26 protein-coding genes are annotated in these 25,203 nt (G+C 35.3%); 4 read left to right on the forward strand and 22 right to left on the reverse strand.

The features are described 5' to 3' along the window. On the forward strand, positions 1–683 hold a 683-nt coding region (locus BAU27_RS16335; RefSeq protein ID WP_139254663.1), incomplete at its 5' end, for a Gly-Xaa-Xaa repeat protein. A 79-nt stretch (positions 684–762) separates the two neighbouring features. Here the strand turns inward: BAU27_RS16335 and hfq are convergent. Next, positions 763–987, reverse strand: a complete 225-nt coding sequence (hfq, locus tag BAU27_RS16340; RefSeq protein WP_000813896.1) for an RNA chaperone Hfq — start codon at positions 985–987, stop codon at positions 763–765. 21 nt (positions 988–1,008) lie between these two features. Beyond that, positions 1,009–1,962, reverse strand: coding sequence for a tRNA (adenosine(37)-N6)-dimethylallyltransferase MiaA (gene miaA / locus BAU27_RS16345; protein WP_071746706.1), 954 nt, complete (start codon positions 1,960–1,962; stop codon positions 1,009–1,011). A 181-nt stretch (positions 1,963–2,143) separates the two neighbouring features. Here miaA and BAU27_RS16350 point away from each other — a divergent pair, with 181 nt between their 5' ends. Beyond that, positions 2,144–2,389: a hypothetical protein gene (locus BAU27_RS16350; protein WP_071771467.1), complete on the forward strand. Its 246-nt coding sequence runs from the start codon at positions 2,144–2,146 to the stop codon at positions 2,387–2,389. Between the two features lie 94 nt (positions 2,390–2,483). On the opposite strand, the gene entD is transcribed toward BAU27_RS16350, so the two are convergent. The 10 genes from entD to BAU27_RS16410 all read right to left on the reverse strand — a co-directional run bounded on the left by entD (position 2,484) and on the right by BAU27_RS16410 (position 13,981). Continuing rightward, the gene (entD, locus tag BAU27_RS16355; RefSeq protein WP_071771468.1) at positions 2,484–3,428 is read right to left on the reverse strand and encodes a cell wall-binding protein EntD; all 945 of its coding nucleotides are present in this window, start codon (positions 3,426–3,428) and stop codon (positions 2,484–2,486) included. Positions 3,429–3,774: 346 nt separating this feature from the next. Beyond that, positions 3,775–5,634 carry a PTS fructose transporter subunit IIABC gene (locus BAU27_RS16360; RefSeq protein WP_071771469.1) on the reverse strand — a complete coding sequence of 620 codons (1,860 nt, stop codon included), beginning with the start codon at positions 5,632–5,634 and terminating at the stop codon, positions 3,775–3,777. A gap of 13 nt (positions 5,635–5,647) precedes the next feature. Then, positions 5,648–6,559 carry a 1-phosphofructokinase gene (pfkB, locus tag BAU27_RS16365; protein WP_071771470.1) on the reverse strand — a complete coding sequence of 304 codons (912 nt, stop codon included), beginning with the start codon at positions 6,557–6,559 and terminating at the stop codon, positions 5,648–5,650. After that, positions 6,556–7,308, reverse strand: coding sequence for a DeoR/GlpR family DNA-binding transcription regulator (locus tag BAU27_RS16370; RefSeq protein WP_071746711.1), 753 nt, complete (start codon positions 7,306–7,308; stop codon positions 6,556–6,558). The genes pfkB and BAU27_RS16370 overlap by 4 nt, the downstream gene beginning before the upstream one ends. Positions 7,309–7,466: 158 nt before the next feature. Further along, positions 7,467–8,630 carry an iron-containing alcohol dehydrogenase gene (locus BAU27_RS16375; RefSeq protein ID WP_071771471.1) on the reverse strand — a complete coding sequence of 388 codons (1,164 nt, stop codon included), beginning with the start codon at positions 8,628–8,630 and terminating at the stop codon, positions 7,467–7,469. Positions 8,631–8,746: 116 nt separating this feature from the next. After that, positions 8,747–9,289, reverse strand: a complete 543-nt coding sequence (locus BAU27_RS16380) for a DUF420 domain-containing protein (protein ID WP_002173006.1) — start codon at positions 9,287–9,289, stop codon at positions 8,747–8,749. Positions 9,290–9,605: 316 nt separating this feature from the next. After that, positions 9,606–9,944 carry a hypothetical protein gene (locus BAU27_RS16390; RefSeq protein WP_116733488.1) on the reverse strand — a complete coding sequence of 113 codons (339 nt, stop codon included), beginning with the start codon at positions 9,942–9,944 and terminating at the stop codon, positions 9,606–9,608. Between the two features lie 134 nt (positions 9,945–10,078). Then, positions 10,079–11,473 carry a GABA permease gene (gabP, locus tag BAU27_RS16395; RefSeq protein WP_071771472.1) on the reverse strand — a complete coding sequence of 465 codons (1,395 nt, stop codon included), beginning with the start codon at positions 11,471–11,473 and terminating at the stop codon, positions 10,079–10,081. Between the two features lie 287 nt (positions 11,474–11,760). Beyond that, positions 11,761–12,978 carry a M20 metallopeptidase family protein gene (locus tag BAU27_RS16405; RefSeq protein ID WP_071771473.1) on the reverse strand — a complete coding sequence of 406 codons (1,218 nt, stop codon included), beginning with the start codon at positions 12,976–12,978 and terminating at the stop codon, positions 11,761–11,763. A 109-nt stretch (positions 12,979–13,087) separates the two neighbouring features. Next, complete coding sequence (locus tag BAU27_RS16410; RefSeq protein WP_071746716.1) at positions 13,088–13,981, reverse strand: metallophosphoesterase; 894 nt, start codon at positions 13,979–13,981, stop codon at positions 13,088–13,090. Between the two features lie 196 nt (positions 13,982–14,177). On the opposite strand from BAU27_RS16410, the gene BAU27_RS16415 reads away from it, so the two are divergent. Continuing rightward, positions 14,178–14,993 carry a formate/nitrite transporter family protein gene (locus BAU27_RS16415; RefSeq protein WP_071771474.1) on the forward strand — a complete coding sequence of 272 codons (816 nt, stop codon included), beginning with the start codon at positions 14,178–14,180 and terminating at the stop codon, positions 14,991–14,993. Between the two features lie 141 nt (positions 14,994–15,134). Then, on the forward strand, positions 15,135–15,407 hold the full coding sequence (locus BAU27_RS16420; protein WP_001043904.1) for an HU family DNA-binding protein: 273 nt from the start codon (positions 15,135–15,137) through the stop codon (positions 15,405–15,407). Positions 15,408–15,427: 20 nt separating this feature from the next. Here BAU27_RS16420 and BAU27_RS16425 read toward each other — a convergent pair whose 3' ends face one another. From BAU27_RS16425 to BAU27_RS16470, 10 genes are all read right to left on the reverse strand, one after another. Further along, positions 15,428–15,907 carry a GNAT family N-acetyltransferase gene (locus tag BAU27_RS16425; RefSeq protein WP_071771475.1) on the reverse strand — a complete coding sequence of 160 codons (480 nt, stop codon included), beginning with the start codon at positions 15,905–15,907 and terminating at the stop codon, positions 15,428–15,430. 169 nt (positions 15,908–16,076) lie between these two features. Beyond that, positions 16,077–18,494, reverse strand: coding sequence for a heavy metal translocating P-type ATPase (locus BAU27_RS16430; RefSeq protein WP_071771476.1), 2,418 nt, complete (start codon positions 18,492–18,494; stop codon positions 16,077–16,079). A 95-nt stretch (positions 18,495–18,589) separates the two neighbouring features. Continuing rightward, positions 18,590–18,796, reverse strand: a complete 207-nt coding sequence (gene copZ / locus BAU27_RS16435; protein ID WP_002014669.1) for a copper chaperone CopZ — start codon at positions 18,794–18,796, stop codon at positions 18,590–18,592. A gap of 203 nt (positions 18,797–18,999) precedes the next feature. Next, entirely contained in the window at positions 19,000–19,302 is a 303-nt protein-coding gene (locus BAU27_RS16440; protein ID WP_000349641.1) for a metal-sensing transcriptional repressor, read from the reverse strand. Positions 19,303–19,722: 420 nt separating this feature from the next. After that, the gene (locus tag BAU27_RS16445) at positions 19,723–19,950 is read right to left on the reverse strand and encodes a hypothetical protein (RefSeq protein ID WP_071746720.1); all 228 of its coding nucleotides are present in this window, start codon (positions 19,948–19,950) and stop codon (positions 19,723–19,725) included. A gap of 345 nt (positions 19,951–20,295) precedes the next feature. Next, positions 20,296–21,114 (reverse strand): alpha/beta hydrolase, encoded by an 819-nt coding sequence (locus BAU27_RS16450; protein ID WP_071771477.1) that lies wholly within the window; start codon positions 21,112–21,114, stop codon positions 20,296–20,298. A gap of 16 nt (positions 21,115–21,130) precedes the next feature. After that, positions 21,131–21,952: an ABC transporter ATP-binding protein gene (locus BAU27_RS16455; protein ID WP_000025778.1), complete on the reverse strand. Its 822-nt coding sequence runs from the start codon at positions 21,950–21,952 to the stop codon at positions 21,131–21,133. Positions 21,953–21,966: 14 nt separating this feature from the next. Then, on the reverse strand, positions 21,967–22,989 hold the full coding sequence (locus BAU27_RS16460) for a FecCD family ABC transporter permease (RefSeq protein WP_071771478.1): 1,023 nt from the start codon (positions 22,987–22,989) through the stop codon (positions 21,967–21,969). After that, on the reverse strand, positions 22,982–23,989 hold the full coding sequence (locus BAU27_RS16465; protein WP_071771479.1) for a FecCD family ABC transporter permease: 1,008 nt from the start codon (positions 23,987–23,989) through the stop codon (positions 22,982–22,984). Before BAU27_RS16465 ends, BAU27_RS16460 begins: the two co-directional genes overlap by 8 nt. A gap of 27 nt (positions 23,990–24,016) precedes the next feature. After that, on the reverse strand, positions 24,017–24,982 hold the full coding sequence (locus BAU27_RS16470) for an iron-hydroxamate ABC transporter substrate-binding protein (protein WP_071746724.1): 966 nt from the start codon (positions 24,980–24,982) through the stop codon (positions 24,017–24,019). Positions 24,983–25,203 lie beyond the last annotated feature (221 nt).

The raw sequence follows: 25,203 nt of genomic DNA on the forward strand, positions 1-25,203 counted from the left end.
CTCAAGGTAACACGGGTTCTACTGGACCTCAAGGTGCTCGAGGTAACACGGGTTCTACTGGACCTCAAGGTGCTCAAGGTAACACGGGTTCTACTGGACCTCAAGGTACTCAAGGTAACACGGGTGCTACTGGACCTCAAGGCGCTCGAGGTAACACGGGTGCTACTGGTGCCACTGGACCTCAAGGTGTTCAGGGTAACACAGGTGCTACCGGTGCCACTGGATCTCAAGGTGTTCAAGGACCAACGGGTGCTACTGGTATAGGAGTTACCGGACCTACTGGACCTAACTTCCCAGTAGCGACAATCGTTGTAACAAACAACATCCAACAAACAGTACTCCAATTTAATAACTTTATTTTTAGCACTGCAATTAACGTAAACAACATTATCTTTAACGGCACAAATACAGTTACTGTTATTAACGCTGGTATTTATGTAATTAGCGTATCTATTTCTACAACTGCGCCAGGATGCGCTCCACTTGGAGTAGGAATTTCAATTAATGGAGCAGTTGCTACTGACAACTTCTCTTCAAATCTAATAGGCGACTCACTTTCATTTACTACAATCGAAACATTAGCTGCTGGAACAAACATTTCTGTCCAATCTACTCTTAACGAGATTACGATCCCTGCAACAGGAAACACTAACATCCGTCTTACTATATTTAGAATCGCTTAAATTTCACTATTTATTGTTTAAAGCAAATAAAAAAAGAGCGAGAAACTCGCTCTTTTTTATTATGTACAATAATTCATTACTACTCTAATTCAATTGAAACATTTTTTTGAGGTACAAATGTAGAAATTGCATGTTTATAAATAAGCTGTTGCTTACCTTCTGTTTCCAGTAGGACTGTAAAATTATCAAATCCTTTAATTAATCCACGAAGCTGGAAACCATTTAATAAGTACAGCGTAACGAACGTATTCTCTTTACGGAGTTGATTTAAAAACTGATCTTGAATATTGATTGATTGCTTCATGTCGAATCCTCCTCTTTTTCTCTACTTAATATTATTCGACTTTAGTTGTAACTTTCCTTCTATGTATCGTAAAATTTCTGACGTTTTTTCACCATCCGTAACATCAAACCATGCGACATCCATTTTATTGCGGAACCATGTTAATTGACGTTTGGCATAACGGCGTGAATTCGTCTTTAATTGTGACACCGCTTCTTCTAAAGAGACACGATTCTCAAAATAACCATATATCTCCTTATACCCAATCGCTTGAATAGATTGACAATCTCGTATCCCTCTATTATACAGCCCTTCTACTTCCTCTAATAAACCTTGTTCCATCATTAAATCCACTCGCAAGTTAATGCGATCGTATAGCATTTCTCGATCCATTGTCAAGCCAATTAATGAAACATCATATAATAACTCGTTTTCTTGTTTTTCAAGTTGATCACTCATTTTTTCGCCCGTCGTGTGGAAAATTTCTAACGCACGAATGACACGTCGCACATTATTTGCATGAATACGCTCCGCGCTTTCTGGATCTACTTCTTGCAATTTTTTATGTACATATTCCACACCACGTTCCAAAGCTAACTTTTCCATTTGTTCTCGGTATGTAGCATCACCAGCATCATCTGTAAACTGATAATCGAATAAAACAGATTGTATATAAAGACCGGTTCCCCCAACTATAATTGGTAATTTACCACGCTTTGTAATTTCTCGAATATGTTTACGAACACGTTCTTGAAATTCCGCAACGGAAAATGATTCTTCCGGATCTTTTATATCGACCATATAATGCGGAATTCCATCCATCTCTTCTTTTGTTACCTTTGCAGTTCCAATATCCATCGTGCGATAGATCTGCATGGAATCACCACTTATAATTTCACCGTTCAACGCTTTTGCAAGATCGATACTTAACTTCGTCTTCCCAACAGCAGTGGGTCCAATTATGACAGCAACTTTTTCACGTTGCACTTCTCCCATATCATTCAACTCTCTTTATGTAATGTACTCCATCTATTGATTATACCCAATCTTACCAATTTTAACGACATGATTGCAAGTTCTTTCATTTCGGTAAATGAAATTATAAATAAAAAAAGAACATAGTTTGTCCAATTCTGCATATACATGATAAAAATCGCTCGGAGAGGATGGGTTGACTATGAAACAATCCACTATCAATTTTTCAACACTAACAAATGACCTCATTTTGGCTACAGCTACAAAAGAACAAAATTGTTCACAAGACGAATTATACTTCGCCTTAAATTGTTTACTACGTTCTTTTCATTCTACTCTTCAAGAAACAACGTTACATTCGGAAAACACACATACAGAGTATATGCAAACTCAATTTTGCAGCGCATATAAAATTATTACAGGTAAAACAATTTATCCATTTCAATAACCATTCTTTGAGGCGATATTGTTATTACAAAATGATAAAAAGCGGTTGCTTACATATTTTCAAGCAACCGCTTTTTATCATTAATAAAGATAAACTATTTTATAACTTTCACTTTAACGGATTTACGACCCCAACTATCCGCATTACTATCTGAACCAACTAAAACATCAATACGGTTTCCTTTAATCGCGCCACCAGTATCTCCAGCAATTGCTTCTCCATACCCTTCTACCCATACTTTTGATCCAAGAGGGATTACTTTCGGATCAACAGCAATAACTTTCATGTTTGGATTCGCTGTTAAATCATGACCCATTGCAGTTAACACTCGACCACCATATGTGCCATTTTCACCTGGATTCGCTGTGTACGCTGTCGCTTCTACCGTTATTTCACGACCACCAACCGGTGCACTTGTTTCAGTAGATTTCGCCACTGGTTTAGCTGCCGGTTTAGCTGTTTGCTTCGCCTGCGCTACTGGTTTACTTGATTCTTCACTCTTAGCAGGTGCTTTCCTGTTAACTGCCGTATCATTTTTAACCGCCGGTTTCACCTTAGTTGGTGCTTCAGTTTGAGCTGGAATTTCTTTTCTTTCAACAACAGGTGCTGTACCTGTTAAAAATGGTACGTGAACATATGCCGCTTTCCCACCATATTCGAATTGTAACCATTCGTTTTGCACTTGATTTGTCGTTTCAATCACGTCATCTTTTTTTAGCGTGCCAAGAATTTCTGAATCCGTATTTGCACCAGTACGAACGTTTAATACGTTTGCTGTTACATAGTAAGTACTTTTCGTAAACTCAGTACTTACAAACGCTTCTTTACCGTCTAATTTAATTTTTGACCATCCGTTTTCTGTATTTATAACATCTAATTTATTTCCACTTAACATTTTACCTACAAGTTTTGATTCTACAGTTGGGTTTTCTCTAACATTTAATACATCCGTTGTTACAATCGTTTCCGCTTTCGCAGAACCTGCAAAAATTCCAAGACCAAAAACTGCTGCTGTTGCTATACCTAATAATTTTTTCATGAATAGCCTCCATTTGCTTTGTTTTCGTATTTTCATTATAGCAACAGATTTTGGGGATTTTTAGAAATCACACAATTACAAAGCATTCGTAATATATGATTAATGAGCTGTAACATAAATTTCCATATTCATAAAGTGCATTTCCAATAGAATCCCCAATGGTTTCCATATATTTTCCACATAGGAGCATGAGAATCTTTTCCAGAAAAAATTACAGTATTACTGTTTTGTTACAAAAAAATCACGTTTCATTACATCTTTTACCAAAATTCATCATTCTCCAACTATTAACCTACTTTTTTGTAATAAAAAAGGAACAACTCCTATTAGCTGTCCCTTTTATCATTTATTTAACTTTCTTTTTCCAAACACCTATCATAACCGCTGAAACAATCGTTCCAATTAATATAGAGAAAATATATAGCAACGGTTTATTTACTAATGCTATAACAAACAACCCACCATGTGGCGCCGGTAATGTAATTTGGAATAACATAGATAACGCACCCGCAATACTTGAACCAACAACACAACTTACAATTACTCGAATCGGATCTGCAGCTGCAAATGGAATTGCACCTTCTGTAATAAACGATGCTCCCATAATATAATTTGTTAAACCAGATTTACGTTCCGCTTCTGTAAACTTCGATTTAAAGAATGTAGTTGCAAATGCAATTGCAAGTGGCGGTACCATACCACCAGCCATAACAGCAGAGTGCACTCCAAAGTTCTGCGCTTCTATTGCAGCAATACCAAATGTAAATGCCGCTTTATTAATTGGACCACCCATATCAATTGCCATCATACCACCTAAAATAAGACCTAGTAATATAGCATTTGTACCGTTCAAACCATTTAACCATCCTGTTAACATTTCATTTAATGCTACTACAGGTGGATTTACTACTTTTTGCATTACAACTCCTGTAATTAACAACCCAAAGACTGGATATAACAAAACAGGTTTAATTCCTTCTAACTGTGCTGGTAATCCTGAAAATAATCTTTTCAATCCTAAAACAACATATCCAGCTAAGAAACCAGCAATTAATCCACCTAAAAATCCAGCATTCGCATGTGCCGCTAAAAATCCTCCGACAACACCAGGCATAAAACCAGGACGATCAGCAATAGAACTCGCAATAAATCCAGCTAGAATTGGTACAAGGAATAAAAACGCCCCTGTTTTCCCTCCACCAATAGACATGAACAATTCAGCTAATGGACCTTCCGCCTTTATACCACCAAACGAAAACGCTAGCGCTATTAAAATTCCACCGCCAACAACAAACGGAAGCATATTACTTACACCGCTCATTAAATGCTTATAAATTCCTAATCCTTTTTCTTTCTCTACACTTTCTGTCTTCCCATTCTCTTCTACACCTTTAAAGATTGGCGCATCTTGTTTTACAGCTCTATTAAGAAGGACTTCAGTTTTTCTAATACCATCAGCTACTGGCACTTGAATGACACGCTTTCCAGCGAAACGGTTCATTTCTACTTGTTTATCTGCAGCGACAATAATTGCTGTTGCACGATTAATATCTTCTTTCGTTAAACCGTTCTTTACACCTGTTGATCCATTCGTTTCAACTTTAATCGCAATCCCTAACTCTGCTGCTTTTGCTTTTAAACTATCCGCAGCCATATATGTGTGAGCGATACCAGTCGGACAAGCTGTAACAGCTAATACGTATGGTTCATTCCCTTCCGGCTTTGCTACTTCAACTTCAACTTCTTCTTTTTCATTCTCTTTTTCATCAAATAAACGGAGAAGTTCATCCTCATCCTTCGCTTCTAACAATTGCTTGCGAAACCCTTCATCCATCAATAACGTAGAGAGACGAGATAACGTTTCTAAATGAGTATTATTTGCCCCTTCACTCGCAGCGATCATAAAAAACAGATGTGCCGGCTGTCCATCAAGCGATTCATAGTTGATACCGCTTACACTTCTACCAAAACAAATCGATGGTTGCTTAACTGCCCTCGTCTTCGCATGAGGTATTGCAATACCTTCCCCAATTCCAGTCGTACTTTGGGACTCTCGCTTTAAAATAGCTTCTTTAAATTCAGCCTTATTATTTAAACGATCGGCACCACTTAATTTCTCAACTAATTCATCTAGGACAGCTTCTTTATTTGAAGCTGTCAAATTCATAATGACTGTATCCCTTTTTAATAGTTCTGTAATTTTCATATGTTGCTTCCCCCTATCGCTTTGTAACAATTACTTGCGACAATAATTCTTCTACTTTTTCCTTTGTACATAAATCTGCTGAAAATGCTGTTGCACTCCCTGTTGCAACGCCATATTGAAATGCCTTTTCAATATCTTTTGTTTGTTCATATTCCCCTACAAATCCTGCAACAAGAGAATCTCCTGCCCCAACTGAGTTAATAACAATGCCTTTCGGAACAGTCGCCTCATATATACCTTCTGCCGTAAACAATAAAGCTCCATCTCCTGCCATTGATACTATAACGTGCTGTACACCTTGTTCGATTAATTTTCTTCCATACGGTAAAATGTCTTCTACTGTTGAAATCTCCACTCCAAATAACTCACCAAGTTCATGATGATTTGGCTTTATTAAAAACGGCTTATTTTTAATTACATGCTGCAGCGCACTACCACTTGCATCTACTACTACACGAATACCTTTTTCTGCTCCAAACGCTGCGATTGATTCATAAAAGGTATTTGGAATAGAAGCTGGTACACTTCCAGCTAGTACAACACAATCTCCAAATTGCATACTTTCGATTTTTTTCATTAACTGCCCAAATTGCTCATCTGTCACACTAGGACCCTGTCCGTTTAATTCTGTTTCTTCTTGTCCTTTTATTTTCACATTAATTCGAGAATCTCCGTCTACTTGGACGAAGTTTGTTGTTACACCTTCCGTCTGTAATACATCTTTAATAAATTGACCGGTAAATCCACCCGTAAATCCGAGTGCTACATTTCCAACACCTAAGCGATGAAGAACGCGAGAAACATTAATCCCTTTTCCTCCAGGAAACTTCATATCTTTCTCTGCTCGGTTTACTGTTCCTAAACTGAAAGAATTAACTTGTACTACATAATCAATAGATGGGTTTAAAGTAACTGTATAGATCATTGTTTATCAGCCTCAATTACATTTGTTTGTCTTTTATATTTTTCTAAATCAAGTTCTAAATGGTTTGTAATAATGCTTGCCTCTTCAACATTTGCAATTTTCGCAAACGCAACTTCTGAAAATTTACTTTCATCAATTAAGAAATACCCTTCGTTTGCTAATGTTAATGCCATTTGTTTCAAGAGTGCTTCTTCTGGATCTGGTGTTGTATACCCTAACTGTTCATGTACACCATTAGCTCCTAAAAAGCATTTATCAAAGCGGTACTTCTGCATACTTTCCTGTGCCATGGCACCAATTAAAGCTTTCGTCCTACTCTTCATCATTCCGCCTAGTAAATACGCCCGAATGTTATTTTCAACTAAAGCTTCAATATGCATAAGACCATTTGTAACAACAGTAACATCTTTATTTATTAAAAACGGAATCATTTCAAAAGTCGTACTTCCTGCATCTAAATAAATACAATCACCTTGTTCAACCAAGTTTGCCGCAAACCTTGCAATTTGTTGCTTTATATGAATGTTTTTGGATGATTTTTCAACCATCGTTGGCTCTTGCCCTTTTCCAGTTAATATAGAGGCACCGCCATGAACTCTTTTTAATAATCTTTGTTTTTCCAATTGCGCTAAATCACGACGAATTGTCGATTCAGAGCTTTCCGTTCTTTCAACTAATTGCTGCAATTTAACAATTTTCTGTTCCTTTACAAGTTGCAATATCATTTGATGACGTTCAGGAGTTAACATTTTATTCACCTCTCCTTTGATTACAGTATAATGAAAATGATCACAAAAATCAACCATAAACAACCAAAAATAATCATTAACAATCACAAACAGTTATAAACAACAAAAAAGAAACCTATTTGATACAATAATCAAATAGGTTTCTTCTCTCGATTTACTTATAAAGAATCTTTATAAATTGCAATAACATCGTCTTTATTTAATTTTTTAAAGTTACCGAATTCACCATAAGCCATCGCTTTATCCGCCATTAAGTCAATTTCATTTTCCCTAATGCCGTAATCAGCTAATGTTACTGGTGCTTCAATTGAAGTCCAAAATTGACGTAACGCCTCAATTCCCTCTAATGCAACCTCTTTATCTGTCTTCCCATCTGTTTCTACATCGAATACACGAATAGCGAACTGTTTAAAACGATTCATATTCTCATCCACAACATGCTTCATCCAGTTCGGGAATAAAATCGCTAGGCCACCTCCATGTGGTATATCATGAATTGCCGAAACTGCATGCTCAATATTATGAGTTGCCCAGTCTCCTTTTACTCCCATCGCTAAAATGCCGTTTAACGCCATAGTACCGCAATATAAAATTGTTTCCCTATGCTCATAATTTTCTAGATCACTTAAAAGCTTAGGAGCTGTTTCAATTACTGTTCTTAAAACAGATTCACAATAACGATCTTGTAGTTCTGTATTTGTTCCATGATGAAAATATTGTTCTAATACGTGTGACATGATATCTACCATACCGTAAATTGTTTGATCTTTCGGTACAGACGCAGTATGAACTGGATCTAAGATTGAAAACTGTGGGAAAGTAACCGGGCTACCCCAGCCATATTTTTCATTCGTTTCCCAGTTTGTAATTACAGATCCTGCATTCATTTCAGATCCTGTTGCTGCAAGAGTAAGTACAGTACCAAACGGTAACGCCTCACTTGCAAATGCTTTTTTCGTTACAATGTCCCATACATCTCCATCGTACTTACTACCAGCGGCAATCGCTTTCGTACAGTCGATTACACTTCCTCCACCCACTGCTAAAATAAAGTCGACTCCATTATCTTTACAAATTTGAATCCCTTTCTTTACAGTTGATACACGAGGATTCGGTTCAACACCTGTCAACTCAAACACTTCCGCATTTATATCCTTTAAAATAGAAACTACATTATCATAAATACCGTTTCTTTTAATACTTCCTCCTCCATATACGAGAAGAACTTTTTTACCGAACTGTGGAATTTCAGTTTTTAACTGCTCTAATTGTCCTTTACCAAAAATAAGTTTTGTTGGATTGCGAAATACAAAATTTTGCATATACCTTTACCATCCCTTCCATATAAAAAGCAACTATACTTTTGTATACCATATTTTTTAAATTTCACAAACAAATTTGCTTAACAAAAAAATCCCAGCCTTCAGGCTGGGATTTTTTATTGATAATAAGGTGAGATCATTAAGTAAACAATAACACCAGATAAGCTTACATATAACCAAATCGGCATCGTCCAACGTACAATTTTACGGTGACGTGTTAATTGATTCGTAAAACCAAATACAAGTGCGAACAAAGCAAGTGGTACGATAATCGCTGCAAGGATAATATGTGTAATTAAAATGAAGAAATACACATATTTAATGAAACCTTCTCCTCCAAAATGCGTTGCTGGTGCCAAGTAATGGTACGATAAATATGACACACAAAATAATAAAGTCGTTGTAAATGCTGCAAGAATAAAACCACGGTGCATTTTTACATTCTTTTTAATAATAGAGAATAAAGCTGCTAATAAAAATACAAACGTAAAACTATTAAAAATTGCATTTAACATTGGTAAGATAGTTACATCAAAATGTAATTCTCCTTCATAGCCAACAGGTCCAAAGAACAAAAATAAAATAATCGCGTTTACAATTACAGAAAGCGTTATCACAATAGGAGCATAGCTTTTCTGATTTGTTGATTGATCCACCAAATTGGTCACTCCTCTTCTTTCAAATATGTATAATTAACCTCACTATTTTAACATATTATTCACGGTGTAAATGTGACAATAGTTTGACACAGTAAGACAAGGCAAAGAAAAAACCCTTCTTAACAATACTTCTTAAGAAGGATTTTATCGCTTTATTATTCAAATAGCAATGCGATTAGTTTTTGTTAAAAAACGTACTGCTATACGCTTGAAATATTTCAGACACTTGATATCCCATTAATGTAATTGCTGTTAATGAAAAGAAACCAATCATAAGAAATCGAAACCACATGTAAATCTCCTCCTTGTATTTAGCTTAAAAAACGTTCGCTATATTACAAGTTGAGTGGCACTCTTCATCATCACTTTCCTTTTTCTTTACAATCGCTGTTATAAAACGAATCATAAAGAAGATAACAAAAGGAATTTGTTCATCATTTCTATTGGCATAGTTTAGCAACGGCTCACGTTGCAACTCGAACGGGGATGAGAAGGAATAGAACATACCTTGCTCTTCCACATATACGATTATAATTTTCATACAAAATACTATCCCAAGAAACGAAACAATATCTTGCCATTCTGTCGTATATAACAGGTTATACAGATCTAATACGTACTCTTCCATCATCATCCCCCCTTCCTTTTTTACCATTTTGCTCGCCTTCGTATAAAAAGTCAAGAAAAAAGTTTATATTCACTATGACAATAGTAATTACTCTTTTCTTTACTTAATATATGAATCTTTTCTAGCAATGATTGGATATACCTTTCTTCGAAAACAAGAAATTAGAATTGAACGGGTTCTTTATCCCCACTTTTAGGATTCAAAACCGAACTATTTTTATTTCTATTAAAAATAAAATAAGAAACTATAATAAAAACAGTAACAAGCATCGTTAAAAGTGCTTGTGAACGTAAAGATTCAATTGCAACCATTGCAACTAAAACTGCTATAATAGCGGCAATTGTAACATACGTTACATACGGGAAAAGCCACATTTTCACTTTCAAATTTTGTTGTTCTACTTTCCCCATTTTTTTACGTATCTTTAAATGTGAAACTGCTATAACTAGATAAACGAGTAACGCAATCCCACCAGATGCATTCACTAAAAATAAAAAGACTTTATCTGGAGATATGTAACTAAAAACAACTCCAATATAAGCAAAGAACGTTCCAAATAAAACTGCCCGAACTGGTACACCACTACTGTTCAATTTTAAAAATGCCTTTGGAGCATCTCCTCTTTCTGCCATCGAAAAAAGCATTCTTGAGTTTGTATATAAACCTGAATTCAAGCAAGAAAGTACAGCTGTTAAAACGATAAAATTCATAATTTGCGCTGCCGCTGGTATTCCTATATGTTCAAGTACCGCTACAAACGGACTTTTTAATATGTTTGCTGAATTCCATGGAAGAAGTGTAACAACTACAGCGATAGATCCAATAAAAAATACGAGAATACGCCAAATTACACTATTTGTTGCTGTTTTTACTGCTTTTACAGGTTCGGCAGATTCACCAGCCGCTACTGCAACAATCTCTGATCCCATAAATGAAAATATAACGACGGTAATTCCAAGCAGCACCGAACTTATACCATTTGGCATAAATCCCCCTTGCCCTACTAAATTTGAAGTGCCAGGTGCTTCCGTTCCTGGTACAAATCCTAAAATCACAGCAAGACCGAGGCATAGGAACAAAACAATACTAATTACTTTAATAAATGAAAACCAATATTCAAACTCTCCAAATGATTTCACTGAAAAAACATTCGTCAACGTTAATAAAATTGTTAATAGTAAGCTTAATAACCATAGTGGGATTTGTGGAATCCAGTATTGAATGATACCAGCCCCTGCTGTAGCTTCTATTGCAATAACAATTACCCAGAAGAACCAATATAGCCACCCAATTGTATAACCCGCCCAGGGACCGATTGCTTCTCGTGCATATGTTGCAAACGAACCACTTGTCGGATTAATAGCTGCCATTTCCCCCAGCATTCTCATAACGAAAATAACTAGAAGTCCTGCTAATGCATATGAAACGATAGAACCTGGCCCTGCTGAATGCACAACTGCACCACTTCCGACAAACAAACCAGCTCCTATTACGCCGCCAATTGAGATCATTGTAATGTGGCGTATTTTGAGATCTTTCTTAAGATTTTTATCCAACTCTTGTACATCCCCTTCCAAACTTGATTTTGAAATTTATGTAAGAGTATTATGCGAAAAACCTTGTCCTACACTTCAAAATATATCAAAATATTCTGAACTCAAAAATTACAATGCAAGCTCCTACAGAAATTATTACATTGAGGTTTAATAATTTTCCATACAAAATTGTTGAGAAAATTATAGATCTAGATAACTTTTTGTATAGATTATATTTCGATACTATTTCCACGCAAAAAAGAACAATAGATCCCTTTACAACCTATTGTTCTTTTTATTTATGCAAATTAATTTATCGTATTCACATCTAAAGTCTCAAGAAATTCTTTTCCATCTCTTAAATAACTATTCACAAGACTTAAAAGCAACTTACCACCAACCAACATCGCACGTTCATCAAAATCAAATTGAGGATGATGATGTGGATATGTTGCCCCTATTTCTTCATTACCGGCACCTGTGAAGAAAAATGCTCCTGGAACATGTTCTAAGTAGTATGCAAAATCTTCTCCCCCCATAATCGGTGGTACTTCAATGACCCTTTCTCTTCCAAGATCTCGTTTCGCAATCTCCATAAAATGACTCGTTTCATCTAAATGATTTATTAATATCGGATAGCCGCGTTTATATTGAATATCAACTTCAGCATGAAGAGATTGACAAATCCCCTCAACAACTCTTTTAAATTCCTTCTCCATAAATTCTCTCACTTCAGGATCCATCGTCCGAATTGTCCCTGTAAATATAGCAGTATCCGCAATAATATTATCCGCTTGACCAGCATGGAACGTACCAACTGTTAATACCGCAGATTGAAGCGGATCTATTTTTCGACTCACTAAAAGTTGCAACTGATTAATTACTTGTGTTGCAACGATAATAGCATCAACAGTATGATGCGGCATACCACCGTGACCACCTCGCCCTTGAATCTTCACTTCAAAAGTATCAGCTGCCGCCATCATTGCTCCAGCTTTCGCTCCAACAATTCCTAGAGGCATCTGAGAAGATAAATGTGTACCAAAAACAACATCTACTCCTTCTAAACAACCATCCTTAATCATAGCAATTGCTCCGCCAGGCTCTTTCTCTTCTGCATGTTGATGTATAAGAACTATTTTGCCAGAAAGCTGTTCTCTATGGTCACTTAATATTTTTGCAACGCCTAAAAGTGTTGCTGTATGTCCATCATGGCCACAAGCGTGCATTACGCCTGGAATCTTTGATTTATATGAAACTTGCTTTTCATCTTGGATAGGTAGTGCATCAAAATCAGCACGTAGCGCTATCGTCTTCCCAGGTTTTCCACCTTCAATTACGCCAATTACACCTCTTCCCCCAACGTCTGTTGTCACATCAATATGAAAGCTTTTTAAGATTTTAGCTATTTTTTTCGGTGTTTCTATTTCTTGAAACGATAGCTCTGGGTATTGATGAAAATCTCTTCGCCACGAAACCATTTCGTTATATAAACTTTCCAATTCTTTATGCCATGTTTCTATCATAGAAATTCTCCTTTCTTTTTTAACACTTTAAATAAAAGTTACATAATATTCTGTGTTTAATCAATAAAAAAGAGAACTTTCTCTGAAAGTCCTACTACTCTAGAATAGTCTAGTTGCTATTTTGCTTTAACACAAATACTGAAAGTTCAGGTACACTCCAAAATCTAACAGGCATTCGGGTTGTCCCAATACCACGATTTACGTATAAATGTAACGGCTTATTCTTCCCTTCTAATTCATACATACCTTCCACATAGCTCTCAGCTAGTTTTGTAGTAATTAATGGACCTATAAAAGGAATTTGAACTTGTCCTCCATGACTATGGCCTGACATTTGAAAATCAACTGGGTAACGAGCTACTCTATCTACAACATCCGGCTCATGTACTAATAGCATATTGAAATCTTCTTGTCTCACATGTTTTAAAGTCGAGTCTATTTGTGGCTTTCCTAATAAAAAATCATCCAAACCTGATATTGTAATATACTTTCCGTTTTCCGCTTTAATTTTTTGCACTTCATTTACTAACACAGAGAAACCGGCTTCCTCCATATACTTTTTATAAAATAAACTACCTCCCCCGCCCCTATCATGATTCCCATACACTGCATATTTCCCTAAGGGCGCATGTATTTTTTGTAAAATACCTTTCGCTTCTTCTCTTTCGGCTTTATATGATCCAAACTTATCTATTAAATCCCCTGTAAAAACTACTACATCTGGATGTAACGCATTCATCTTCTCCACCAAATTTTCTAGTTGTTTCAGTGTAAATTCTGGTCCTAAATGCACATCTGAGAATTGCAATATCTTTTTATTATTAAACTCTTTAGGAATTGTCGATGTTTCTATTTCATTCCACGTAACTGTTACTAGTTTTCGTTCTATTTCTGTCGCATAGAAATACAAACTTACTGAAATCATTACTATACTTATGAAACTGATTATAAATATTTTTATGATTGATTTTTTTTGTTCTTTTTTTACATGATGCGTATTCATGTTCTCACCTCTAGAAGTACTTTAAAGCCTTATTGTTACATTAATGTGACAACATGAACAATGTTAGCTATATCTAATTCCATCCCTATTCACTTTGACAATTTTATACAGAAGACATAACATATTTTTATAATACATAGATTCTTAAAAATGTTCCTTCTATTCATTCTATCATTTTATTAAGGAGAGATTATTCATGTCTGTATTTACACCCGAAGAAATTATGGAACTTGCTGCGAATTCCGGAAGAAAAAAAGCGCATTTATCATTACTCCCTATGCTAATTCTCGGTTTTTTTGGCGGTGCTTTCATAGCATTAGGGTATTTACTCGATATTCATGTTATTGGAACAATGCCAAAGTCTTGGGGATCATTTACTAGTTTTCTAGGCGCTGCTGTATTCCCTATCGGTCTTATACTCGTTATTCTTGCAGGTGGTGAATTAGTAACTGGCAATATGATGACCGTTTCAATGGCGTGGCTCCACAAAAAAATTGACTTATTTCACTTCATTCGAAATTTAGTCATTGTTACGTTTAGCAACTTCATAGGTGCTTTATTCGTTGCTTATTTTTTCGGTCATATCGTTGGATTAACAGAGGGTGCTTTTTTAGCGAAAACAGTTTCTATTGCGCAAGCTAAACTACAAGATACCCCACTGCAAGCCTTCATTTCTGCAATCGGATGTAATTGGCTCGTTTGTTTAGCTGTTTGGCTCAGTATGGGAAGTAAAGAATTTATCGGAAAGATTATCGGCATTTGGTTCCCTGTTATGACTTTTGTTGCGATTGGATTTCAACACGTTGTAGCCAATATGTTTGTCATCCCAGCTGCAATTTTTTCTGGTCATTTAACTTGGATTGAATATTTTCCAAACTTCATTTTTGTTTTCTTCGGAAACTTAGTAGGAGGTATGTTATTTGTAGCGTTACCTTATTTCATATCCTATAATAAGAAACTATCTTCCAATAAAGAGCAAACTGAATTAAAGAAAAAATCTGTATCCGCTTAAATAAAACGACTATACAGCTATCCTGAAAAATATTACAAATTTCATTTTTTTTGCGAATATATGTACGTACACTTGTTCTCGAATGTTTTATACGTTATAATAACAACTTAAATAGCATTATTTACATATGAGGTGAAAAACATGAACAAAACAGAATTAATTAAAAACGTAGCACAAAATGCTGAGATTTCTCAAAAAGAAGCTACTGTAGTTGTACAAACTGTAGTAGAATCAATCACTAACACTTTAGCTGCTGGTGAAAAAGTACAACTTATCGGATTCGGTACATTCGAAGTACGCGAAAGAGCTGCTCGTACAGGCCGTAACCCACAAACTGGTGAAGAAATGCAAATCGCAGCTTCTAAAGTACCTGCTTTCAAAGCTGGTAAAGAACTTAAAGAAGCTGTAAAATAATGAAAAAATAGCCTTCTCGTTTACGAGAGGGCTATTTTTTTCATTATATAATTAATAAAAATCTGACCATTATGCTGTTTCTTTTGTTCCTTTATGCAAATAAAACCTTTCCTTTCAAAGAAAGGTTTTGCTGTAATACTCGCTTCTGTATATATCTCCCTATGCCCCAAGTTCACTGCTTCTTTTTCTAACTTCTGTAGTATGTATGAAGCTATCCCTTTCCCTTGATAGTCTTTATGCGTAAATAAGCGATCTACATAATAATCATCATTATAATCCCCAAATCCCACTATCACACCGTTATGATCCGCTACATAACTAATATTCTTCTCTAAAGACTGTAACCAACTTTCTCTATCTAGTCGATCTGGTGCCCATGCCTGTAGCTGTAACACGTTATAATCTTTTGCATTAATTGTATGAACTGTTTCATAAAACAACTGTAATACTTGTTCTAAATCCTCTTTATGGAATGTTCTAATGATCGTATCTTTTAACATATATGAACCTCCTTACTAAACTATCATTTAACTTTTCTATCATCTAGTATTCAATATTTCTGCTTTATTATATCTTTTTTCTTTCTATATAAACAAAAAACAATACTTATTTCAAAGTATTGTTTTTTGTTTAAAAGCATATTCAATTACCCTATAGATTTAAATTTCATTATTTTAATTTCACTCTTTGCAATCGCAATGCATTTAATACGACCGATACAGAACTAAATGCCATCGCCGCTCCTGCAACCCAAGGTGCTAAGAAACCGAACGCTGCAATCGGGATTCCTAAGCCGTTATATGCTAGTGCCCAGAATAAATTTTGCTTAATATTTCTTATAGTCATTTTACTCATAAAGATTGCATCAGCAATACTATTTAAATCACCACGGATTAACGTAATATCTGCCGCTTCCATCGCTACATCCGTTCCGGTTCCAATTGCCATACCGATATCCGCCGTAGCAAGTGCAGGAGCATCATTTATTCCATCCCCAACCATTGCTACTTTCTTACCTTGAGCTTGAAGTTTTTTCACTTCTTTTGCTTTTCCTTCTGGTAATACTTCTGCAATTACGTGATCAATACCAACTTGCTTAGCGATTGCCTGAGCAGTTTGTGTATTATCTCCTGTAATCATAACAACGTCTAGACCCATTTTCTTAAGTCTTGCAATAGCTGCTTTTGAAGTATCTTTTACAGTATCCGCAACAGCAACAATTCCAGCATATTCCTTATCTATCGCAATAAGCATTGCTGTTTTTCCTTCTCGCTCTAGTTCTTCCATTGATTTAGAAACTTCTTCAATATCAATATTAAACTTCTTCATTAATCGGCGTGTACCAATTAATAATTGTTTTCCTTCGACAACCGATTCAATACCAAATCCCGGAATTGCTTCAAACGTTTCTGAACTTGGGATATCAATTCCCTTTTCTTTAATTCCTGCAACAATCGCTTCTGCAAGTGGATGTTCAGAATTTCTTTCTGCTGCACCGACTAATTTTAATATTTCCTTCTCTTCAAATCCGTCTGCTACAATAATATCTGTTAATACTGGTTTTCCATTTGTTACTGTACCCGTTTTGTCTAAAATAATAGTATCTAATCGATGCGTTGCTTCTAAATGCTCTCCACCTTTAAATAAAATACCATACTCAGCTGACCTTCCTGATCCAGCCATAATAGATGTAGGTGTCGCAAGACCTAAAGCACATGGACAAGCAATCACAAGTACTGCAATCATTTTCTCAAGCGATCCGCCAAAATCACCAGGTGTAACAAATATCATCCACACCGCAAATGTAATAATAGCAATCACAACTACAACTGGTACGAAAATACCAGAAATTCGATCAGCTACCCTTTGAATAGGCGCTTTCGATCCTTGAGCTTCTTCTACTACTTTAATAATTTGAGCTAATGCAGTATCCCTACCTACCTTAGTAGCCTTAACTTTTAAAAATCCATTTTTATTCATTGTAGAACCGATTACTACATCCCCAATTGTTTTATCAACTGGAATACTTTCACCCGTTAACATCGATTCATCAATCGCTGACTTTCCTTCCACAATCTCACCATCTACTGGTATTTTTTCACCAGGCTTTACATAAACGATATCACCAGCTACTACCTCTTCGATTAAAATTTTCATTTCCGTTCCATCTCGCACAACTGTAGCTGTCTTCGCTTGTAAACCCATCAACTTTTTAATTGCTTCTGATGAACGTCCTTTTGCTTTTGCCTCAAATAATTTACCTAAAATAATTAATGTAATAAGTACTGCGCTCGTTTCAAAATATAAATCTGTCATATGTTCCGAAGAACCAATCGACCTAATGCTTAAATACACACTGTAGAAATACGCTGCAGAGGTTCCAAGTGCTACGAGAACATCCATGTTGGCACTTTTATTGCGTAACGCTTTATAAGCACCAATATAAAACTGGCCTCCAATTATAAACTGTACTGGAGTTGCAAGGGCTAGCTGCACCCAAGGGTTCATAAGCATATCAGGTAAATAGATAAACGATGTAAATGAGAAGTGGCTCACCATTGCCCATAATAATGGGAATGATAAAATAAACGAAATAATAAACTTCTTCTTTTGTCGTTCAATTTCTTGTAATCGATGATCCGTTGATGCATCTTGCTCATCTGATTTCACTTCTAATTGATATCCTAGCTTTGTAATCGCACTCTTCATTTCATTTACATTGACTTCATCAGGATTAAAGTCTACTGTTGCCGATTCTAAAGCGAAATTTACTGTCGCTTTATTCACACCCCCCAGCTTATTTAAACGTTTTTCTACTCTATTCGCACAAGCTGCACATGTCATTCCTGAAACAGTAAACTCAGCTTTATCACTTACAATTCCATATCCTAACGATTCAACTTTTTCTTTAAATTGTTGCGGATTTGTTTTTGTCGGATCGTACATTATTTTTGTTTTTTCCAGTGCAAAGTTTACATTTGCATCATGAACACCTTCTACTTTTTTCAGACCTTTTTCAATTCTATTTGCACATGCCGCACATGTCATTCCTGATATTTGAAGATTGGCCTCTTTTTGTTCATTCATGTCTCTCACCTCTATATACCCTTATGAGGTATAATTATTAGCAAAATAAATCGTACTTCGTTTAAAGTACGATTTATTTCCATATCTAAAAATAATTATTGAACATCGTATCCTTGATCTTCGATTACAGCAACGATATCTTTTAGTGTTACGGCAGACGAGTCGATAGTAACTTCAACAGTTCCTTCTGCTAATTGAACCTTCACTTGTTCAACACCGTTTAGCTCTTTCACACTGCTTTCGATAGAATTTACACAATGGCCACAAGACATACCTTCAACTTTTAATGTTAACTGTTCCATTTAAAATCCTCCTCTTGTTCATTCATTGTTTGTTAATCACAACCCTATCTTACCATACCCCCCTAAGGTAATCAATGGTTTTATATCATGATTTTTCAATTATTTTCTAAAAATTTATTTTATACACAATTTTTCACATCAATACACCTAAGTTCTATATGCGGATAAACAAAAAAACAAGCCAGTTAAATACTAGCTTGTTTTTACGCTTTTGAAAAACGTTCAAATACTGTCATTAATTCTTCAATTGCTTCGTCACCATTACCATCTTTAATAGCTCCTGAAACACAATGACTTGTATGATTTTTGAGAACACCCATTCCTACTTTTTTCATCGCTGCATTAATCGCTGAAATTTGCACTAAAATATCAACGCAGTACCGATCATTTTCAATCATGTTTTGAATACCACGGACTTGCCCTTCAATTCGCTTTAATCTATTTATAATTTGTTCTTTTTCTTTTTCTGATCTATGTGTTACTGATTCATGCTCTTTATGATCCATATTATCACCTTTTCAAAGTTTTTCTTCAACCAATAAAACAATTATTTTTACGAGTATACCAATTATAGCATCAAACATCTATGTATGATACCCCACACGAGTATATTTCCACTTTATGATTATTCTTAACAATTTATTGACTTCTCAGTCCCCATTATCATTATACCCTGTCCTTTTTTTAAAAAAATCATTACATCTTCCATCAAAACTCAATAAAGAAAAACTTTAATCAGAGGGAGTTTTATCCATCCCCCTCTGATTATTTTTCCTAACGAATCGGGCTTTTACGGGCAGTTAATGCGGGATAAAATGAAACATTAATAAGCGGGGATTGTCCATTCCCGCTTATTATTCGCCCACAAATGTAACAGTCTTAATCTTCACATATTTAAATTGAAACTTTTTTCTTCCTATATATAATTATTGTTGATCACATACTTTTGTATCATTCACTACAGAAGTTCCTTCAACGGTTACCGTATGAAAACAATCCTTTACTCGGACAGTAACAACATTGTCTTGTCGATCAATGATATGATATTCATTAAAATTTTTATTCAGAGCACTGCGAATTTGTTCTCCTTCATAAATTGGAATACCATGTGATAAAACCCAAATAAGCCCAGCGATAGCAAGAATAGTTTTCATACGATCTACCTCCTTGAGAATATAGTGAACTTTTAATCCGCATTTTTTTAGCTCTACTAATCATGAATTAAATTAACCAAGCTTTTTTAGAAATAAGTTCATTTCGTCTATATTATGTTTATGCTAATTGTGACTGAATTGTGACAACTTTTTGTCTCTTTAGACGAAAAGTTGAAACAAAACTTTCAAAAAGGACAATTCTACTTACAAAAACAAAAGGCTATGAGGAATTTCCCCATAGCCCTTTCTTTGCATTTTATTAAACAATCATTACAGGGACGCTTAATGCATCTAATCCCGAAGTAATTGTCCCAATATGAAGATTATGTATATCGCGTACACCTTCTACACATGACTAATAAATCGTAACCCCTTACTTAAAGAAGTCGGCACAACAGATACATGATTCTCTCCTTCAGCTTCATAAAACTTATACCTAAACTTCTCATGTTTTAATTGAAGTAGACGTTCTGATAATACATTTGCATCTATAACCATGTGCTCTCGTTCCAATGAGCCAACTGTAAGGAATACTCCCGTTTCAAACTTAGCATTATTTAATTCATTTGTAATGTTCCCTTCTTTTTCAAGCACGGATCGGTTATTCCACCAAATAGATGGACTACTTATAAAATAATTTTGAAAGGCATTTACGTTTGTGAATAGTATATGTAAAGCAAATAGACCACCTAAAGAATGTCCAAATAACGTTTGCTTTCCTTTATCAATCTCAAATTCTTTTTCAATTTGTGGTTTCAATTCTTCTTCAATAAAAGTAAAGAAGTTATGCGCTCCCCCTGTTTTAGGCCACGGTTTACCGTCCGGTTTTAACGGGGCATCTTTTGAAATTACACTAGGCGTAAAATCATAGCATCTTTCTTCTCCTGAAAATGCACCTTCAATCGGATAACCAATACCGACTATAATGGCTGGTGAAACACCTGTTTTTTCTGCTCTAACTGATTGTATTTTAACCGCTTCATGGAATGTTTGAAAAAAGGCATTGCCATCTAAGACGTATATGACAGGATATCCTGACGTTGCTGCTGGTTGCTTCGGCTTTGAAATATGAATTTGATATTCTTTATCTTCTAATTTCGAATACATTTTCCACTGTTCTGTATTAGATGTAATAATCTGCTGTTTTTCAATAGTAGTATTCACCCTATATCCCCCCTTTTTAACTTGTTACATATATTTCTACTTTTTCTTCTTGCGATACAACGCTATCGTAGCCGAAACAAACAGGAGAGCCGTTATACGGATCAATCATGACACGCGCATCAATATGAAATACTTCTTTTAATACTTCATTTGTAATGATTTCTTCCGGACTACCAGTTGTAACAATTTCCCCTTCCTTCATTGCAATAATTTCATCTGAAAACCTCGCTGCATGGTTAATATCATGTAGTACCATTACGACTGTACAATTATGTTCTTTATTTAATTTCTCCACAATTTGTAATACATCTAATTGATGAGACATATCAAGGTATGTAGTTGGCTCATCTAACAGCAATACCTCTGTCTCTTGTGCTAAAGCCATCGCTAACCATACCTTTTGTCGTTGACCACCCGATAAATTTGCAATTTGTCTCGTTCGAAATTCAGAAGTTTTCGTTATATCTAGTGCCCAATCAATCATCTCTTTATCTTTTGAAGTTAACTTATTTACGTTATTTCGATGAGGATAACGTCCATAAGAAATTAATTCTTCTACTTTAAGCTCTCCTGGTGCAATTGGAGTTTGTGGAAGTAAAGCTAACTGCTTTGCAATTTCTTTCGTCGGAATTGTATTTAAATCTTGCCCTTGCAAATACACTTTACCGCTTTTTTGTTTTAAAATCCGTCCCATTGTCTTTAACAAAGTTGATTTTCCGCACCCATTCGGACCTATAATTGTCGTTACTTTTCCTTCTTGTATTTCCACATTTAAATCGCGAAACACGGTAAGCTTTTCATAACTCGTTTCTAAATTTTTTGCACTTAAAATACTCACTTTTATTCCCCCTCTTACGCTTTCGCCTTATAAAGTAAATATAAGAAATACGGTACACCGACAATAGAAATAACAATTCCAACTGGTAACTCTACAGGTGTGAAAACTGTTTTTGCAATAAAATCTGAGGCAATTACAAGAAACATTCCTATTACTCCGCACGTAGGAATTATATGCTTATGCTGAATACCAACAAGTCTTTTCGCTATATGTGGTGCCATTAGTCCGATGAAACCAATACTTCCTGAAACAGCAACGCATGCGCTCACAAGTCCGATACTACTTAATAGTAAAATAGATTTCTCTCTTTCTACCGAAACACCTAAACTTGTAATACTCGTTTCTTCCAATTGGAATAAATCTAATAGATAAGCTTTCTTTTGTATAAGAGTAATTAATATGATAAGCCACGGCAACATCGCAACAATATACTTCCAGTTCGCACTATATATACTTCCAGACACCCATACTGCAGCCATCTCGAAATCAGTTGACTTCATTTTGAGTGATAAATACATAGAAAAGGCTCCAAATCCTGATCCAATTGCAATCCCTGTTAATAAAAGTCGCTGCGAGTCTAGCTTACCGTTTTTCCAAGAAAACAGATAAATCATTATCGCTGCACCTAATCCACCTATTAAGCCAAACATCGGCATCATCATTATAGAAACCCAGTCTGTGCTCTTTAATTGCCCTTGAAAGAAAAACATAAAAATTACGATTGCTGTTCCTGCACCTGCATTTACTCCTAAAATACCTGGATCCGCCAAGCCATTTCTCGTAATCCCTTGAATTACAGCACCCGCAACGCCGAGACCTAATCCTACTAATCCAGCAATTACTATGCGCGGAAGACGAAATTCAAAAATAACTAAATCATGGTCTGGTACTGGATCTATCCTAAGGAGTGTTTTAAATACATCTATAATCGTAATATCAAACGTACCATTCGTTAAACTAATATAAATAGCACATAGTATTAAAAATATAATAATCCCCATCGTCATTCCAAAACGTTGACTTGAACTTTTAAGCATGTCTCTCTCCTCCTCTTGTACGGATTAAATAAAGGAAGAAAGGAATCCCAATTAAAGATGTTACGACTCCAATTGGCGTTTCAAATGGATAATTTACAAATCTACTTAAAACATCACATAACGCTAAGAAAACGCCACCAATAACACCTGCACATGGCAATATCCACTTATAATCTACCCCAATTAAAAAGCGAGTAATATGCGGAATAATTAAACCTACAAAACCAACTTTCCCCACTAAAGCAACTGCTGTTCCCGTTAAAAAAATAACTGATAAAATAGCCATCGCTTTAACTAGCTTTGTACGCTGCCCTAGATTAATAGAAACTTCTTCTCCTAAAGAAAGAATAGTAATAGATTTTGATATTAACAGCGCTAAAACTATTCCAATTATCCCAAAAGGTATCGTGATTTTAATAATATTCGGGTCCACTTGATCTAATTTTGCATTAAACCAAAAGCTAACATTTTGAGAAATTTGGAAATATGAAGCCATTGCAGCAGATACACTACTTAAAAATGTTCCAATAACTGTTCCGATAATTGCTAACCTAACTGGTGATAAGCCATTTTGAAGGAGCGAACCAAAGCCAAACACGATACCGGCTCCTAGTGCAGAACCAATCATTGAACATAAAACCATACCAATTGATGACATTCCCGGAAGAAAAATCATACAAAGTGTAATAACAAAGGCTGCCCCATCCGTCACACCCATAATAGAAGGGGATGCAAGATAGTTTCTTGTCATCCCCTGCATAAGTGCTCCTGATATGGCTAGAAATGCTCCGACTAAAAGAGCTGCAACTACCCTTGGTAAACGTGAAGTAATAATAATATTATGATTTACATCACTTGAATCAAAATGAAATAATGCATTCCACACTGTTTCAGCATCAATGTTTTTCGCACCATATAAAACAGAAAGTATAACGATAATTAAAATCAATATGGGTGCTATACATAAAATGGTTACTGGTACTGCATTCGTTTTCTGCATATCATTCAACGCACCTTACTTATTGTATTATTTAGATAAATTTTTCACTGCTTCTTTTAAGAATGCTGTTTTACTCCAAGCTGTACCACCTTGTGCCATTGGATCTACAACGTTTACAAATACTTTCTTTTCTTTCGCAGCATTCATACTTTGCCAAATTGGATTGCTTTCAATTTCTTCTAGCACTTTCGGGTTTTTATTTTCACTTGCCTCATATTGTAAGAAAATATAATCTGGGTTAAGTTCAGCAAGTTTTTCAAATGAAATTTTCTCTTGTGCTTTTACAGCTTTAAGTTGTTCTGGAGCAGTTAGTCCAAGATCTTTATAAATCACAGGGTTAAAGTATACTCCTTCTGGATATAGGAATAATTCGTTTGCTCTTAGTCTTATAACAAGTACTTTTTTATCTTTTAACTTATCTCCTAGTTTTGCTTTTGCTTTTTCAGCGTCCGCATTGTAATCTTTAATAATTTTTTCTGCTTTATCTTTTTTACCAGTTAGTTCTCCCATTAGCTTTAAGTTATCTTCCCAATCTGTTGAAACATGTGATACTGGGAACGTCGGAGCTACTTTCGTAAACTTTTCAGCTGTTTCTGCTGGGAATTTCGTACTAGATGTAATAACATCTGGTTTTAATTGAAGCAATGTTTCAAAGTTCGGTTGCATCTTTTCACCTACAGATTTTGCACCCTCTAATTCTTTTTCAAGATACTTTGGTAATTTACCGCCTACAGTAATTGCACCAACTGGTTTAATTCCAAGTACTGCCGCATCTTCCATTGACTCTAAACTAGCCGTCGCAATTTTATCTACTTTTGCTGGTACTGTATATTCTTTACCTAAATATGTAATTTTTCGCGTTTCATCTTTTTTCGTTTCCGTAGCTTTTGTTTGTTGCTTTTGTTCCCCAGAAGTGTTGTCTGCACTATTACATGCTGCCAAACCTACACTTAAAACTGTTACCATCCCTAATGTAAATAATTTCTTGTTCATATTGATATATCTCCTCTCGAAATCTTTAAATATATTATTCCAACAACTAAACTTAATTATATGAAACATAACCTTCATCTATATTTCACATCATTAACAAATCTATGTAAAATGAAGATTCATCCTCGTTCACTTCCCCTAGTATGAAATTATTTGCCGTTCCCACCAACGATAACTATTATCATTGATAATGATTATCGTTATTAAGTATATATTTAATA

The sequence above is a fragment of the Bacillus sp. NH11B genome, assembly GCF_001884205.1.
Lineage (GTDB): Bacteria > Bacillota > Bacilli > Bacillales > Bacillaceae_G > Bacillus_A > Bacillus_A proteolyticus.

Coding starts and splice junctions, on each gene's coding strand:
- BAU27_RS16420 (WP_001043904.1), top strand. CDS start 15,135: ATGAACAAAACAGAATTAATTAAAAACGTAGCACAAAATGCTGAGATT.
- BAU27_RS16430 (WP_071771476.1), bottom strand. CDS start 18,494: ATGAATGAACAAAAAGAGGCCAATCTTCAAATATCAGGAATGACATGT.
- entD (WP_071771468.1), bottom strand. CDS start 3,428: ATGAAAAAATTATTAGGTATAGCAACAGCAGCAGTTTTTGGTCTTGGA.
- BAU27_RS16460 (WP_071771478.1), bottom strand. CDS start 22,989: ATGCTTAAAAGTTCAAGTCAACGTTTTGGAATGACGATGGGGATTATT.
- BAU27_RS16405 (WP_071771473.1), bottom strand. CDS start 12,978: ATGATAGAAACATGGCATAAAGAATTGGAAAGTTTATATAACGAAATG.
- BAU27_RS16390 (WP_116733488.1), bottom strand. CDS start 9,944: ATGGTAAAAAAGGAAGGGGGGATGATGATGGAAGAGTACGTATTAGAT.
- miaA (WP_071746706.1), bottom strand. CDS start 1,962: ATGGGAGAAGTGCAACGTGAAAAAGTTGCTGTCATAATTGGACCCACT.
- BAU27_RS16375 (WP_071771471.1), bottom strand. CDS start 8,630: ATGCAAAATTTTGTATTTCGCAATCCAACAAAACTTATTTTTGGTAAA.
- BAU27_RS16410 (WP_071746716.1), bottom strand. CDS start 13,981: ATGAATACGCATCATGTAAAAAAAGAACAAAAAAAATCAATCATAAAA.
- BAU27_RS16370 (WP_071746711.1), bottom strand. CDS start 7,308: ATGTTAACTCCTGAACGTCATCAAATGATATTGCAACTTGTAAAGGAA.
- hfq (WP_000813896.1), bottom strand. CDS start 987: ATGAAGCAATCAATCAATATTCAAGATCAGTTTTTAAATCAACTCCGT.
- copZ (WP_002014669.1), bottom strand. CDS start 18,796: ATGGAACAGTTAACATTAAAAGTTGAAGGTATGTCTTGTGGCCATTGT.
- BAU27_RS16425 (WP_071771475.1), bottom strand. CDS start 15,907: ATGTTAAAAGATACGATCATTAGAACATTCCATAAAGAGGATTTAGAA.
- BAU27_RS16415 (WP_071771474.1), top strand. CDS start 14,178: ATGTCTGTATTTACACCCGAAGAAATTATGGAACTTGCTGCGAATTCC.
- BAU27_RS16360 (WP_071771469.1), bottom strand. CDS start 5,634: ATGAAAATTACAGAACTATTAAAAAGGGATACAGTCATTATGAATTTG.
- BAU27_RS16465 (WP_071771479.1), bottom strand. CDS start 23,989: ATGCAGAAAACGAATGCAGTACCAGTAACCATTTTATGTATAGCACCC.
- BAU27_RS16350 (WP_071771467.1), top strand. CDS start 2,144: ATGAAACAATCCACTATCAATTTTTCAACACTAACAAATGACCTCATT.
- BAU27_RS16445 (WP_071746720.1), bottom strand. CDS start 19,950: ATGAAAACTATTCTTGCTATCGCTGGGCTTATTTGGGTTTTATCACAT.
- BAU27_RS16470 (WP_071746724.1), bottom strand. CDS start 24,982: ATGAACAAGAAATTATTTACATTAGGGATGGTAACAGTTTTAAGTGTA.
- pfkB (WP_071771470.1), bottom strand. CDS start 6,559: ATGATCTATACAGTTACTTTAAACCCATCTATTGATTATGTAGTACAA.
- BAU27_RS16440 (WP_000349641.1), bottom strand. CDS start 19,302: ATGGATCATAAAGAGCATGAATCAGTAACACATAGATCAGAAAAAGAA.